Raw genomic sequence first — 13,903 nt, 5'->3', positions numbered from 1 at the left:
TCCGCTCCCGCGCCGTTTTTATTCACCGAGTCCTGACTGACGGCTATGACCGAAGAGCTCGGGCGGGTAGACAGCGCGATTTGCAACGCGTTTCAGGGTGGGTTCCCGGTCGTCGAGCGCCCGTTCGACCCGGCGGCGGCGGCGCTGGCCGAGCACGGTATCGACATCACCGGAGCCGAACTGCTCGAACGGGTCCAGGACCTCGACGAGCGGGGGGTGCTGAGCCGCTTTGGCGCGCTCATCAACGCCGAGGAGATCGGTGGGACGGCGACGCTGGTGGCCACGCACGCCCCCGAGGACAGCTACGAGGACCACGTCGAGATGGTCAACGCCCATCCGGAGGTGGCCCACAACTACGAGCGCGAACACCCCTATCTCAACATGTGGTTCGTGCTGAGCGTGGTCGACGAGGGGCGCGTCGCGGAGGTGCTGGCCGAGATAGAAGCCGAGACGGGCGAACCGACCTACAACCTGCCCAAACAGCAGGAGTTCCACGTCGGCGCGAAGTTCCCCGTCTCCGGGCCACAGACCCAGGCCGTCGACTGCAGCGACGCCGGGCCGCCCGTCGAGCCGACCGACGCCCAGTCGCTGACGCCCGAGGAGCTAGACCTCGTACTGGAGATTCAGGGGGGCCTTCCCATCACGGAGACGCCCTACGCCGACGTGGCCGAGGCCGTCGACGCCGACACGGACTGGGTCGTCGAGACGATCAAGCGGTTCGAGCAGGAGGGGAAGGTCCGCCGCGTCGGCGCCATCCCGAACCACTACGCGCTGGGCTACTCCGAGAACGGGATGACCGTCTGGGACGTGCCCGACGACGTCGTCGACGAGGTGGGGCCGGCCGTCGCCGAGTTCGACTTCGTCACGCACTGCTACGAGCGCCCGCGCCACGAGGGGGTCTGGCCGTACAACTTCTTCGCGATGACTCACGGCCGCAGCGAGGACGAGAGCGAGGCCCGCATCCAGCAGGTCCACGACCGGATGAGCGAGTACTGGGACGTGGGCGGGGACGACTGGGACACGCTGTTCTCGACCAGAATCTTGAAGAAGACGGGGATCAGGCTCGACGACCGCGCAAAAGCCAACGTCGCATCCGAATGATTCCGCTCCTGCACGATTTCACCGACGAGACGGTGCTGGTATTCGGCGGTGGCCCGGTCGGCGCCCGGAAGGCCCGCCGCTTCGCCGCCGAGGCCGAGGTGGTCGTGGTCAGTCCCGAGTTCGCCGACCGCGAGTTCGGGAGCGCCGAGCTGGTGCGGGAGGCCCCCGACGCCGACGGCGTCCGCGCGTGGGTCGAGCGCACCGAGCCGGCGCTGGTGGTCGCGGCGACGGACGACGCGGACCTGAACGCGGCCGCCGAGACGGCCGCGAGTGACCGGGGCGCCCTGGTCAACCGCGCCGACGACCACGGCGAGCAGTCCGTCGGCAACGTCGTCGTCCCCGCCACGGTTCGGGACGACCCCGTCACGCTGGCCGTCGCGACCGGGGGACACTCGCCGGCGCTCTCGAAGCACCTCCGCGAGTCGCTCGAAGCGCAGTTCGCCGGCGCGGGGGACATGGCTCGACTGACCGGAAATCTCCGCGAAGAACTGAAAGCCACTGACATGACGGCCACAGAACGGCGGGACGCCGTCAGAACGGTCGTCAGATCCGACGAGGTTTGGAAGGCTTTAGATAGTGGCAGGTCCAAGGCACGACAAGTAGCAGCAGACGTGATTGGATACCAAATGGGTGATACGTCGTGAGAGAGCAGACAGGCGTCATCGTCGGTGTGTGCGTGTCCCACGAACGCGCCAGCGTCGACCAGTTGGAGACCGCCGCCGCCGACAGTCAGCGCCACGCCGTCGAGTCGTTGTTGACGGCGCCGGGCGTCTCCGAGGCCTTCGCCCTCCAGACGTGCAACCGAACGGAAGGGTACGTCGTCGCCAGCGACCACCAGGCGGGCCTCGACGCCCTCGAACTCTTCACCCGCGCAGTCACCGACGACGTCGTCGTCGAGATGGGCCACGAGGCCAGCCTGCGCCACCTCATGCGGGTGGCGGCCGGGCTCGAATCCATCGTGCTGGGCGAGGACCAGATTCTCGGCCAGCTGCGGGACGCCTACGAGGATTCGCGCGGCGTCGGCGGCATCGGCCAGCTGCTGGAGGACGGCATCACGAAGGCCATCCACGTCGGCGAGCGGGCCCGCAACGAAACCGGCATCAACGAGGGCGTGGTCTCGCTGGCCTCTGCGGCCGTCCGGCTCGTCGACCGGGAGTGCTCGCTGGCCGGCGAGACAGCGCTCGTGGTGGGCGCCGGCGAGATGGGACAGCTCGCCGCCAAGGCGCTCTCCGAGCGGGTCGACCATCTCATCGTCGCGAACCGGACCGTTCCCCACGCGGAACACGTCGCCGAGACCGTCGACGTCGAGGCCAGCGCCGTCGCGCTGGAGGCCATCGAGGCCGCCGTCGCCGAGTCCCGGGTCGTCGTCTCGGCGACCGGGAGCAGCGGACAGGTGTTCGACGTCGGCGCGTTCGCCGAGGCCGGTGAGACCGCCGTCGTCGATATCGCCCAGCCCCGCGACGTGCCCGCCGCCGCAGACCGGCTCCCGGCGGTGAGCGTCTACGACCTCGACGCGCTGGAGTCGGTCACCGACGAGACCCGAACACAGCGCCGGCGCGCCGCCGAAGAGGTCGAACAGCTGGTCGACGAGGAGTTCGACCACCTGTTGACCCAGTACAAGCGCAAGCGGGCCGACCGCGTCATCTCCGCGATGTACGAGAGCGCCGAGCGGGTGAAAGCCGCCGAACTCAACACCGCGATGGCCCAGGCCGACTTCGACGAGGACCAGCGCGAAGTGATGGAGGCGATGGCCGACACCATCGTCTCCCAGCTGCTCGCCGCGCCGACGAAGAGCCTCCGGGACGCCGCCGAGGAGGACGACTGGGAAACCATCCACACGGCACTGGAGCTGTTCGACCCGGACTTTGGCCCCGAGCCGCCGGCGTTCGTCGAGGACATGGCCATCGATGATATCCCCGAGGGGATGCGCGACCAGATTCCCCCCGCAGTGCTCGAACAGCTGGCCGACGACTAGCTGTACCCGATTTTCCGCTGACGCGAATAGCTTCTCTCTGAACGGCCAGAGAGCCCCCGTGGCGCCCACCGTCAGCGACACCGCTCACAGCCGGAAATCCCACCCGTAGCCGGTTGGTCACGCAGCTCTGGGTAGGGCTTTCCGGCTGTTCGAACTCCGTTCCGCGTAACTAAACACGACCACTCCTCCGGCCAAACCACTTTGAGGCTGGCAGGCAACTCTTCGGTATGGCAGACCTGCTATCCGACGAGGAAATCAGCGACCGTCTCCCCGCGGGCTGGGACCGCGAGGACGACGAAATCGTCCGCAGCTACGACTTCGACGCCTACCTCGACGCGTCGGGCTTTCTGGCCGCCGCGGCCGGCGTCGCCGAGGACGCCTGGCACCACCCAGAGATGACCATCAGCTGGGGGGAGGTGGAAGTCCGGCTCACCACCCACGACGCCGGCGGTATCACCGACAACGACATCGACATGGCCGAGCGGCTGAACGGCATCTACGAGTAGCGTGTCCGGGCCCACTGACGGCGACTCGGGGGACGCGCCAGCCCGCTACGTGTTCCGCGTGACCGTCCGGCTAGAGCCGGCGGCCGGGTACGCCACAGAGCCCGCCGCGTTCGAGACCGTGCTGTCCCGGGCCGCCGACCCGCCCGGCGAGGAGGGGTGGCTCTTCTTCCGGGACACGCTCTGGCGCGGGGAACTCGGCGACGCGGCCCACGGGCGGCGACTGGCCGCGGACGCGCTCGGCGTCCCCGTCGAATCGGTGTCGTTCAGCGAGCTCCAGACCACCGAGGCGTACCTCGACGACCTGAAAGCGGCCATCGCTGACGACCTCGACGCGTTCAACGCCGACACCGTCAGCGAGGTGCTGAAAAAGTACCTCGGTAGTTCTATCCGGGTCGAGTAGGGCAGAAAGGCTTTACGCGCAACTGTACTATACTACTCTCCAATGGCTCGTGACTACGACTTCTGGCTGTTCGACCTCGACGGGACGCTCGTCGACGTCGACCCGTCGTACCCGGTCGCGGTGATGGAGCGGGTCGGCGACCGGCTCGGCCAGGGGTTCACCGAGCGGGAGGCCGCGCTGCTGTGGTACGGGCAGGGCCGGGCGCGGCGGGACTTTCTCGCCGAACGCGAGGTCGACCCGGCGCGGTTCTGGGACGTCTTCCACGAGGAGGAAGACCCGCTCGCCCGCGCCGACGCGACCTATCTCTACGACGACGTCGAGACGTTCCTCTCCGAACGCACCGAGCCGGTCGGGCTGGTCACCCACTGCCAGGAGTATCTGACCGGGCCGATTCTCGACCGGCTCGATATCAGCGACTGGTTCGACACCGTCGTCTGCTGTGACGACGACATCGGCTGGAAGCCCGACCCCGAACCGGTCCATCGGGCGATGGGCGACCTGGGCGTCGGCCACAACGGCCACGTGGGCGCACTCGCCGGCGACAACCCCGGCGACATCGGTGCGGCCCGGAACGCGGGGCTAGACGGGATTCACGTCGAGCGGGGGTCGCCGATAAGCGAGGACCGCTGTGTCTGGGGCGACCATCGGGTCACGTCGCTGCAAGAACTGTAAGAACGGGTCGGACGGCTTAGCTCGCCTGCGACTCGTCGTACCAACCGGGTGCGGTCACGTCCATGCCTTCGTCCTTGCTCATAGAGAAGGTGACCGCGATATCCTTGTTCCCGTCGATAGTAACGCTCCCGCTGTGGATGACACCGTCGGCTCCGGCGACCAGTCGACCGTCGGCCGAATCGACGTTCTCCGCCGACAGCGAACTGGACGGGCGCTGCAGGACCGTCTCGTTGACCGCGTTCGATTCGAGGACGTAGTGCGTCTCACCGTCGACCGTCGTGGTCCCGGTCACCTCCCACTCCAGTATCGGGATGTAATTGAGGCTGATACCGGCATAGAGAGTGCTGAAGTACGCCTCGCCACCGACTCTGTTCGTCGCGTTGCTGTACCGAACCTCGCCCGAACTCTCGTTTCGCGCCGCGGCCTTCTCGCCGTCGATGAAGTACGTGACCTCCGAGTTGGTGTTGTTCAGCTCGAACAGTTGCTGTTCCGTGTCGTTCCGGAACCGATAGTCGACGGTTTCGATCCGAAGGATGGTCGCGTTCGGGCTCAGGTCCATCGTGGTCCGGAAGTCAACCGGTCCGTTGATTATCGACTCGCCGTACGCCGAAGCCAGCGCCGAAACGTTCGTTACGTTGGTGCCGGTGACACCCGGAACGGCGGAGGCGTCGAGGGTGTTACTGGTCGCCGCTGTCGTGTTCGTCCCAGCAGTCGGCGTCCCACTGGAGCCACCGAAGCTACAGCCGGCCAGCAGGACGGTCAACACGACGACGACCGTCATGATTTTTCTCATGCATATTCAAGCTGATTACAATCGTATATAACTGTTGTTGCCGAATTCGGGGGCTACGGAAGGTAGTCCCAGTCGGCGACGGCGACGGTCCCACCGGCCGCGGGGTCGGTCGCCGATTCGGGCACCGTCACCCAGCCGTCCGCTCGCGTCGCCGTCGCGAGGTCCGTCCCGGACAGCGGTGTCGCCGCCCCGTCGTCCAGCGCGACCGGCACGAACGACCGGACAGAGTCGTCCGTGTCGAGCCCCGCGGTGAGGGTCGCCGACTGGGTCGGGTGGTCCGGCAGCGGCCCGTCGCCGAAGCCTTTCAGCAGCGGGCGAAGCAGCTGTACCGCGCCGACGCGGGCGGCGACGGGCGATTCGGGCAGGAGAAGCACCGGCCGGTCCCGCACGACGGCCAGCCCAGTCTCGCGGCCGGGCGTGATAGCGACCCGGTCCGCGACGACCTCGCCGAGTTCGCGGACGACCGACCGGAGCGTATCGCCGGGTTCGGTCCCAGTGAGCACCACGATGTCGCGGGTCAGGTCCCGCTGGACGGCCATCCGCAAGGCGGGGGCGTCGTCGGCGACGGCGTTCCGGTACGTGACTTTGCCGCCCCAGCGGTCGGCGTACTGGGCGAGCGTGAACCCGGCGGTCTCGACGCGCTCGTCCGGCCCGGCGTCGTACTCGACGACCCCGTCCCCCGTCGGGACGATGCCGACCTGGGGCCGCTGGCGGACGAGGAGCTCGTTCACGCCGGCGGCTTTCAGCAGGCCCACGTCGGCGGGTCTGAGCTGGTGGCCCCGCTCGAAGACGGTATCCTCGACCGCGATACCGGCGTCCGGTATGGGGTCGTTGGCCGTCGCGTCGGTTGCCAGCACGCGCCCGACGGCGACCGAGAGCGGGATGCGGTCGGTCCGGTCGACCGGTACCGCGTAACTCCCGAGCTGGCGTCTGGCGGTCTCCAGCGTGCATTCCTCCACGTCCGTCGGCGAAGCCCCGGCCATGGTCGCCGTTGGGGCTACTGGGCCAAAAGCACCCGGCGTCGGGAGTGACACACCTCGGTAATCCTTTTGTCCCGCCCAGTCGGCACCGAACGTATGGTCGTCGCCCAGCTCCTCACCCTCGCCGCCCTCGCCGTCGGCGGCTACTTCTGCTACACCGGCGGTCGCCGCCTGACGACAGTGTATCACATCCTCCGGTCGGACCCGCTCCCCGTTCGGGAGCTCCACGGCCACCGCGGCCCCGTCGAGATAGAGGGCCGGGCCGTCGAGGGCGACGACGGCACCGTCGCGGCTCCCTTCACAGGCTCGCGCTGTCTGGCCTACACCTACGAGGCCGAGGAACTGCGCTCCTCGGGCAAGACAGAGTCCTGGGAGACGCTCGACACCGGGATGGGCGGGGTCGACTTCGTCGTCGACGACGGCACCGGGCGTGTGAAAGTCGACCCGGCCGGTGCAGATATCCACCTCGAATCCCACTCCGTGACGGTCCCGCCCCACACCGAACTGCCCGAGCGAATCGCCAGATACGTCGCCGCCACCGACGGGGTCGATCCGCAGGACGGCGTCGTCGACCTCAAGGTGACCCAGTTCAAGGTCGGCAACAAACAGCGGTTCACCGAGCGCCGCCTCGACGTGGGCGAGACGGTGTACGTCTACGGGCAGGCCCGACGCGGGCCGTCCGTCGAGTGGGGGAGCGACCTCGTCGACGCGCTCGTGGGCGACGGCGACGGGACGCCCGTGTTCGTCATCTCCGATACGGACGAGCGCGGGACGGCGTGGCGTATCGCCCGGGGCGGGCTGTGGCGGGCCGGGCTGGGGCTGTTCGTAGCCGCCGTCGGCACAGTCGTCGGCGCCTCGCTCCTGCTGTAGCTCCGACGAGGCGCTCCACTGTCGACCCGAGACTGCCGAAACCGCCGGGTTTACCACTGCGCCGTCCCTAGGTCGCCTCATGTCAGCGCTGCGTGAAGCGTTAGGGTCGCTTCCAGACGCCGTGTTCGCGGACGTACTCGAATCCGATGAGGGGTACCTGCTCGTGTTGGACCTGCCGGGCGTGACCGCCGATAACCTCGAAGTCACGGTCGAGGCCGGCCGGCTCGTCGTCGAAGGCCAGCGCAGCAAGGACGTTCCCCGGGAGTTCCGCTTCGTCCGCGAGGACCGCTCGGTCTTCCTCGACGTCGAGCTGCCGCTACCGCCGGACGCCACCGGACAGGGGGCCGAGGGGACCGTCTCCCGCGGGGTGCTGGAACTCGCGATTCCGAAGGCGACAGCCGCGCCGAGCACGACGATTCCCATCGAAGAGGCCTGAGACGGGGTGCCCTGTTGGTGAATCTCCGCGCGTACTGGCGGTTCCTCGTCGTCGCCCGGCAGTTCCTCCCCCTGTTGCTCGCGTACGCCCGCGACCGGAAGCGGTTCTTCCTGTTCGGGTCGCCCCGGCAGGTGACGAGCGAACAGCGCCGCGAGCGGGCGCAGTCGCTGCTCGACTCGCTGTTGACCCTCGGGCCGACGTTCATCAAGCTGGGCCAGCTGCTCTCGACGCGGCCCGACGTGCTCCCGCCGGAGTACATCGACGAGTTCGCGGCGCTGCAAGACCGGGTCCCGCCGGCCGACTGGGCGCGGGCGAAGGTCGTTCTGGAGGAAGAACTCGGCCCCGTCGACGAGCGGTTCGCCGAGTTCGAGACCGACGCCATCAGCGGCGCGTCGCTCGGCCAGGTGTACCGCGCCGAGGTCGACGGCGAGGCCGTCGCCGTGAAAATCCGGCGGCCCGACATCGAGGAGCTCGTGGAGGCCGACCTGCGGGTCATCCGCTGGTCGCTGCCCATCCTGATGTACTTCCTCGGCGACGCCCGCTCCTTCTCCCTGGAGACGCTGGCCGACGAGTTCGCCAAGACCATCCGCGAGGAGATGGACTACGAGCGCGAAGCCGATATGCTCCGGGAGATCCGGGCGAACTTCGCGGACAACGACCGCGTCCGCATCCCGGCGGTCGTGGACAGCCACTCCACGCGGCGAGTGCTCACGATGGAGTACGTCCCCGGCACGAAGATAAACGACATCGACGACCTGGACGAGCGCGGGTTCGACCGGACCGAACTCGCGGAGACGCTGCAGGAGGCGTACCTCCAGATGATTATCGACGACGGCGTCTTCCACGCCGACCCCCATCCCGGGAATCTGGCGGTCCAGGCGGACGGCAAACTCGTCTTCTACGACTTCGGGATGTCGGGGCGGGTCGACCCGTTCGTCCAGGAGAAAATCGTCGACTTCTACGCCGCCGTCGCGGACCAGAACATCCAGGCCATTCTGGATGCGCTCATCGAGATGGGCACCCTGAGTCCCGAGGCCGACCGGCAGGTGATGGGCGACGTGATGGAGCTGGCCATCGCCGACGCCCGCGGCGAGGACATCGAGCAGTACCGCGTCCAGCAGATCGTCCAGCAGGTCGAGGACACCATCTACGAGTTCCCGCTCCGGCTGCCGGCGAATCTGGCGCTCGTCCTCCGGGTGGCCACGGTCGTCGAAGGCGTCTGTGTCACGCTCGACCCGGACTTCGACTTCATCACGGTCGCGACCGGCTTCCTGCGCGAGGAGGGGTACATCACCGCCGGCGTGAAAAACTACGTCGAGGACCGCGCGAACGAGGTGCAAGACGCCGCCCAGTCGGCGGTCCGGATTCCCCCGAAGCTCGAATCCGTCCTCGACCGCGTCGAGCGCGAGGAGCTCACGGTGCAGGCCGACATCCGGGACTCCGACCGCCTGCTGGCGAGGATGACCAAACGGCTGATTCTGGGGATGATGCTCGCCAGCACGCTGTTTTCCACTGCCTTCCTCTACGCGGAGGCGACGGCGCTCGTCGCGGGGCTCGCCGGGCTGGTAGTGTTCGGGCTCGGCGTGTCGCTGTGGTGGTCGTTCCGGCAGAAGAAAGGCGTCCGAGCGAAGCCGCAGTTCACCCGCCAGAGCATGCGCGAACGCGAGGCCGGCAACGTCGGTGCGATGGGACTCCCCGACGAGGGCGAGGACGGCTGACTCCGGTCCCGCCACCCGCGGCCGCGCGGTCCTCACAGCAGACATCCAACCGTAGCTATGTCGCCGCTTTCGACCACGAAGTGACAATATACGATTATATCCGTCGAGTGTCAACAACCCTCGTACCATGCCACTGTATATGGACGTTCACAGGGATGTCGACGCGACCGTAGACGAGGTCGTCGAGGCACACAAGAAAGACATCGAGACCCAGAAAGAGTACGACGTGGAGTACGTGAACTACTGGGTCGACGACGAGGAGGGCGCGGTCTTTTGCCTCTTCGAGGGACCGAGCAAGGAGGCCGGTGAGAAAGTCCACGAACACGCACACGGCCTCACGGCCGACGAAATCTACGAGGTCGAACAGGGAGAGTAATCCGACTGGAGCCCGCTGTTTTCGCGGTAGCTACGACAGCTCGACCACGCGGTCGGCCCACGCTCGCAGCGAATCGAGCGCCGCGCGCTCGTTCGCCGACACCGGGCTTTCGACGCCCAGTTCGTCGCTCTCGAAGGCGTTGAGGACGGCACACTCCGCCCGGTCGCAGTACTCTGTCAGCCGCTCGGTCGCGGCGGGGTCGGCCTGCAGCGCGATGGTCGCGTCGTTGACGAAGACGGCGGCGGGGTCGGCGGGGGCGGCGTCGATGTGCTCGCGGGCCGCCGCGGCGTTTGACTCGGCCAGCGCGAGCGCCTCGGCGTCGTCCGCCCCCTCCGAACGCGGTGCGTGGGCGTCGACGACGCCTCGATACGCGCCGTCGGGCACCGTCGTGAACTGCGTGAGCGGTCCGCCCAGTATCTCGCCGTCGCGTTCGACCGTCGGCGCGAAATCGAGGACGACGACGCCACCGGGGCCGTGTTCGTCGACCCAGCAATCGAGCGTCCGGGCCGTCAGCCGTGTCTTCCCGGCGTTCGAGGGACCGACGACGAGCGTCGTGCCGTAGAGTGGAACCGGGAGCGCCATTCAGTCCGCGGCCACCGCCGGTTCGGCGTCGTCGGCCAGCCAGTTCCGGACCGAGAGCCCGCCGAGCCCCAGCATCGCCGCGCCCAGCACGGCCGCGAACGCGAGGATGGCGAGCGAGACGGGGTCGGTGACGCCGCCCGACGCGACGCGCTGGAGCCACTGCCCGGCGACCACAGTGCTGATACCGATGAGCAGGACGCCGCCGACGTTCTCGACGACCGAGTTCGTCGCCGGAACGGCGGTCGGGTCGTTCAGGAGGTAGAGCACGAGCGCCAGCACGAACGGCGTGCCGACGAAGCCGATAGCCAGCGCCTGCACGAGCAGGCCGAAGACGGCCCCGGGGATGAACACGCCCAGCACGCTGACGAGCGCGAACGCGGCGACGGCCGCCCGGTAGCGCGGGTCCGAGGTGTCCTGTTCCCACCCCATCTTGTCGGCGACGAGATACGGCGGGACGACGGTGTTGCCGCCCAGCGTCGTCACCGCGGCGCCCCAGAGACCGAGCAGGAACAGCCACTTGGCGTTGCTCCCGACGAGCGGGCCGAGCGCGTTCGCGGCGGCCACGACGCCGAGGCTCGGGTCGGAGAGCACCGAGGCGGCGACGAGGAAGATGGCGAGGCTGGCGATACCGAAGGCCACGAGCATCGACGCGCCCACGTCGAAGCGCGCGAGCGCGGCGTCGTCCTCGGTCCAGCCGCGGGCCCGCATCGTGTAGGACTGCATCGTCACCAGCGCGATGTGGACCGCCCCGCCGAGGATGCCGGCGGCGAGCAGTGCGCCCTCGACGCCGGCCGGGACGGACGGGACGAGCCCGGCTGCGGCCGCGCCGGCGTCGATGGGGACGACGAACAGCGAGGCGACGAACAGCAGGACGACCAGAGAGACGAGCACTTTCGCGCCCAGCTCGGCGAACCGGTAGCCGCCGCCGGCCAGCCCGACGGCGAGGACGACTCCCCAGGCGACTGCCCAGGCGACGGGGCCGATACCCGTGACCTCGGCGGAGACCCCCGCGAGCGTCTTCATGATGACCAGCTGGGCCAGTCCGGCCGCGACGACGGTGTCGGCCACGAGCAGCCACGCCCACGCCGAGCCGAGGTTGTCCTCGACGGCCGAGACGATGCCGGTCTCGGTCAGCAGTCCCAGCCGCATCGCGAGATACTGCGCCGTCGCACCCATCAGCGCGGAGAGGACGACGACCCACAGCAGCGTGTAGCCGTAGCCCGCGCCGGCGGTGACGAGCGCGCCGATGGTGGCCGGCCCGGTAGCGATGGCCCCCGCGAGCCACGTCGGACCCATGTTGGAGAGCTTGCCGACGAGCCCGGCGTCGGTACTCGCGGCCATCTACACGCACCCCGGGAACGACTCGCCGCTGATGTGCTCGCTGTCGACCCATTCGGGCGGGTCCGGGTCGGTGAAACGCGAGCGGTTGCGCATGTAGGCGGCGATGTAGGCCCGCCGCCAGTCGTCGGTCCCGTTCGGGGCGGTGTAGTGTGGGAGCAGGCAGTGCTGGAAGAGCACGTCGCCGGGCTCCATCGGCAGCGCGACGGCGTCCTCGGGGCCGTAGTCGGCCTCGGCGATGGTGATGTCGGTGTCGTATTCGACGGCCTCGTGGCCCAGCAGGCCGTCCGTGTGTGCGCCCGGGACGACCTGCATGCAGCCGTTCTCGGTGGTGGACTGGTCCAGCGCCATCCACACCGTGACGTGGTCCATCGGGTGGATGGGGTAGTAGGCCGCGTCCTGGTGGTACTTCTTCTCGCTGCCCACGCGGGGCGGCTTCAGCATCGCGGCGCTGCGAAGCAGGGAGAGGTTCGGCCCCTGTAGCTGCTGGACCACGTCTACGACGGTCTCGTCGTGGACCAGGTCGGCGAAGACGTCGTCCTCGCGGACCATCCCGACGCCCTCGAACTTCCGGACGGGGTCGGCGTCGGAGAGCGCCGCGTCCTCGGCGTCGGGTTCGAGCATCCGCTGGAACCCGCTCTCCTCGCGGTCGCCCCGGACGTATGATTCGATGCGTTCGGTCACCGCTTCGACGGTCGCGCCGTCGAGGCAGTCCTCGACGACGACGTAGCCGTCGCGCTGGTACTGCTCGAACTGCTCGTCGGACAGGCTCATACCACCCACTACTATCTGCTGGTAATAAGCCGTTCGGCTCGGTGTCGCGCCCGACAGGCCGTCCGATTCTGCGCCATTCCAAACCGTTTATACTACAACAGGGGTAACGCGGCGGTATGGCAAGACAGCAGACAGAGGTCCGAGAACTCGACGAGGGAAGCTACGTCATGATCGAAGACACACCGTGTAAGATTGACTCCTACAGCACGGCCAAGCCGGGCAAGCACGGCAGCGCGAAGGCGCGTATCGACGCCCGCGGCGTCTTCGACAGCAAGAAGCGCTCGCTCTCCCAGCCCGTCGACGCGAAGATCTGGGTGCCCATCGTCGACCGGAAGCAGGGCCAGGTCGTCTCGACCGACGGCGGCGACGCGCAGGTCATGGACCTCGAGACCTACGAGACGTTCACCATGCTGATGCCCGACGACGTCGACCTGGAGCCCGACGACGAAATCGAGTATCTCGAGTACGAGGAACAGCGCAAGATCACCCGCTCGTAACGATGTTCCCTGGCGCGGTCGCCGACCGCGAGGCGGCGGCGTACGCCGTCGTCGGGGCGCCACTCGACGCCTCGACGTCGTTCCGTCCCGGCGCCCGCTTTGGCCCGCGCCGCATCCGCGAGTTCGGCGAACAGTTCGACGACTACGACCACCACACCGCCCGGCACTTTACCGACCTGGGCGTGTACGACCACGGCGACATCGGCCCCTCGGCCGACACCGCCGAATACCTTACCTTCCTCGCGAGTGCCATCGCCGAGTTCCAGCGCGACGGTGTCGTCCCGCTCACCCTGGGCGGGGAACACACCGTCACCGTCGCCGCAGTCCGGGCGCTCGACCCGGACGTGTTCGTCTGTGCCGACGCCCATCTGGACCTCCGGGAGGAGTACGCCGGGGACGAGCTCTCCCACGCGACGGTGACCCGCCACGCCCTCTCGGTGGCCGACCGCGCCGTCGTGCTGGGCGCCCGAACCGGCAGCGAGGCCGAGTGGGAGCGCGCCAGTCGGGGCGACGTGACCGTCGTCCCCCCGGAAGCGGTGGCCGACTGGTCGCCAGACCTCGACGGCGACTCCGCCTACCTCTCGGTCGATATCGACGCCGTCGACCCCGGCTTCGCCCCGGGGACCGGCACGCCCGAGCCGTTCGGTGTGGCCCCGGGGGAACTCCACGACGTCGTGCGGTCGGTCGCGCCCCACGCCGTCGGGTTCGACGTGGTCGAGGTGAACGACCGCGACGACGGGCAGGCGGCGACGCTCGCGGCGAAACTGCTGCGCGCGTTCGTCTTCGCACACGCCGACGGATAGCTCTCTCCGCGATTCCGGTGCCGGCGAGCGGTTTTCGGACGGAACCGCCGACGGAACCGGTACCCAGAAGGGCTTTATATTC

General features: G+C 68.5%; 17 protein-coding genes. 12 read left to right on the top strand and 5 right to left on the bottom strand.

Annotated features, from left to right (window positions below; translation table 11 throughout):
• Positions 1-45 precede the first annotated feature (45 nt).
• The 6 genes from ahbB to NDI56_RS08670 all read left to right on the top strand — a co-directional run bounded on the left by ahbB (position 46) and on the right by NDI56_RS08670 (position 4,654).
• Positions 46-1,101, top strand: a complete 1,056-nt coding sequence (ahbB, locus tag NDI56_RS08695) for a siroheme decarboxylase subunit beta (protein WP_310919074.1) — start codon at positions 46-48, stop codon at positions 1,099-1,101.
• A complete protein-coding gene (locus NDI56_RS08690) occupies positions 1,098-1,745 on the top strand; it encodes a precorrin-2 dehydrogenase/sirohydrochlorin ferrochelatase family protein (RefSeq protein WP_310919073.1) in 648 nt (215 codons plus the stop codon). Before ahbB ends, NDI56_RS08690 begins: the two co-directional genes overlap by 4 nt.
• Positions 1,742-3,076, top strand: a complete 1,335-nt coding sequence (gene hemA, locus NDI56_RS08685; protein ID WP_310919072.1) for a glutamyl-tRNA reductase — start codon at positions 1,742-1,744, stop codon at positions 3,074-3,076. The genes NDI56_RS08690 and hemA overlap by 4 nt, the downstream gene beginning before the upstream one ends.
• A gap of 227 nt (positions 3,077-3,303) precedes the next feature.
• Positions 3,304-3,582, top strand: coding sequence for a 4a-hydroxytetrahydrobiopterin dehydratase (locus NDI56_RS08680; protein ID WP_310919071.1), 279 nt, complete (start codon positions 3,304-3,306; stop codon positions 3,580-3,582).
• Position 3,583: 1 nt separating this feature from the next.
• Positions 3,584-3,982, top strand: coding sequence for an LWR-salt protein (lwrS, locus tag NDI56_RS08675; RefSeq protein WP_310919069.1), 399 nt, complete (start codon positions 3,584-3,586; stop codon positions 3,980-3,982).
• A 42-nt stretch (positions 3,983-4,024) separates the two neighbouring features.
• Complete coding sequence (locus tag NDI56_RS08670; protein WP_310919068.1) at positions 4,025-4,654, top strand: HAD family hydrolase; 630 nt, start codon at positions 4,025-4,027, stop codon at positions 4,652-4,654.
• Between the two features lie 16 nt (positions 4,655-4,670).
• Here the strand turns inward: NDI56_RS08670 and NDI56_RS08665 are convergent, their stop codons facing one another.
• Together NDI56_RS08665 and NDI56_RS08660 are read right to left on the bottom strand one after the other, a co-directional pair.
• Positions 4,671-5,447 (bottom strand): DUF7537 family lipoprotein, encoded by a 777-nt coding sequence (locus tag NDI56_RS08665; protein WP_310919067.1) that lies wholly within the window; start codon positions 5,445-5,447, stop codon positions 4,671-4,673.
• Positions 5,448-5,500: 53 nt separating this feature from the next.
• On the bottom strand, positions 5,501-6,430 hold the full coding sequence (locus NDI56_RS08660; protein ID WP_310919066.1) for a molybdopterin-binding protein: 930 nt from the start codon (positions 6,428-6,430) through the stop codon (positions 5,501-5,503).
• Between the two features lie 93 nt (positions 6,431-6,523).
• On the opposite strand from NDI56_RS08660, the gene NDI56_RS08655 reads away from it, so the two are divergent.
• From NDI56_RS08655 to NDI56_RS08640, 4 genes are all read left to right on the top strand, one after another.
• Positions 6,524-7,297 (top strand): GIDE domain-containing protein, encoded by a 774-nt coding sequence (locus NDI56_RS08655; RefSeq protein WP_310919065.1) that lies wholly within the window; start codon positions 6,524-6,526, stop codon positions 7,295-7,297.
• 79 nt (positions 7,298-7,376) lie between these two features.
• Positions 7,377-7,733 (top strand): Hsp20/alpha crystallin family protein, encoded by a 357-nt coding sequence (locus NDI56_RS08650; protein WP_310919064.1) that lies wholly within the window; start codon positions 7,377-7,379, stop codon positions 7,731-7,733.
• Positions 7,734-7,750: 17 nt separating this feature from the next.
• The gene (locus NDI56_RS08645; protein ID WP_310919063.1) at positions 7,751-9,451 is read left to right on the top strand and encodes an ABC1 kinase family protein; all 1,701 of its coding nucleotides are present in this window, start codon (positions 7,751-7,753) and stop codon (positions 9,449-9,451) included.
• Between the two features lie 127 nt (positions 9,452-9,578).
• Positions 9,579-9,827 carry a DUF4242 domain-containing protein gene (locus tag NDI56_RS08640; protein WP_310919062.1) on the top strand — a complete coding sequence of 83 codons (249 nt, stop codon included), beginning with the start codon at positions 9,579-9,581 and terminating at the stop codon, positions 9,825-9,827.
• Positions 9,828-9,857: 30 nt separating this feature from the next.
• Here NDI56_RS08640 and NDI56_RS08635 read toward each other — a convergent pair whose 3' ends face one another.
• The 3 genes from NDI56_RS08635 to NDI56_RS08625 are packed head-to-tail and all read right to left on the bottom strand — an operon-like array spanning position 9,858 to position 12,521.
• Positions 9,858-10,409, bottom strand: coding sequence for a hypothetical protein (locus NDI56_RS08635; RefSeq protein WP_310919061.1), 552 nt, complete (start codon positions 10,407-10,409; stop codon positions 9,858-9,860).
• Positions 10,410-11,750, bottom strand: a complete 1,341-nt coding sequence (locus NDI56_RS08630; RefSeq protein ID WP_310919060.1) for an NRAMP family divalent metal transporter — start codon at positions 11,748-11,750, stop codon at positions 10,410-10,412.
• On the bottom strand, positions 11,751-12,521 hold the full coding sequence (locus NDI56_RS08625) for a phytanoyl-CoA dioxygenase family protein (protein WP_310919059.1): 771 nt from the start codon (positions 12,519-12,521) through the stop codon (positions 11,751-11,753).
• A 116-nt stretch (positions 12,522-12,637) separates the two neighbouring features.
• Between NDI56_RS08625 and NDI56_RS08620 the strand changes: the two genes are divergently transcribed.
• Positions 12,638-13,018 (top strand): translation initiation factor IF-5A, encoded by a 381-nt coding sequence (locus NDI56_RS08620; protein ID WP_310919058.1) that lies wholly within the window; start codon positions 12,638-12,640, stop codon positions 13,016-13,018.
• Positions 13,019-13,020: 2 nt separating this feature from the next.
• Positions 13,021-13,821, top strand: coding sequence for an agmatinase (speB, locus tag NDI56_RS08615; protein WP_310919057.1), 801 nt, complete (start codon positions 13,021-13,023; stop codon positions 13,819-13,821).
• Positions 13,822-13,903: the final 82 nt, after the last annotated feature.

It is taken from the genome of Halomicroarcula saliterrae, from assembly GCF_031624395.1.
Lineage (GTDB): Archaea > Halobacteriota > Halobacteria > Halobacteriales > Haloarculaceae > Haloarcula > Haloarcula saliterrae.
This window is presented reverse-complemented; position numbering and strand designations above follow the sequence as displayed.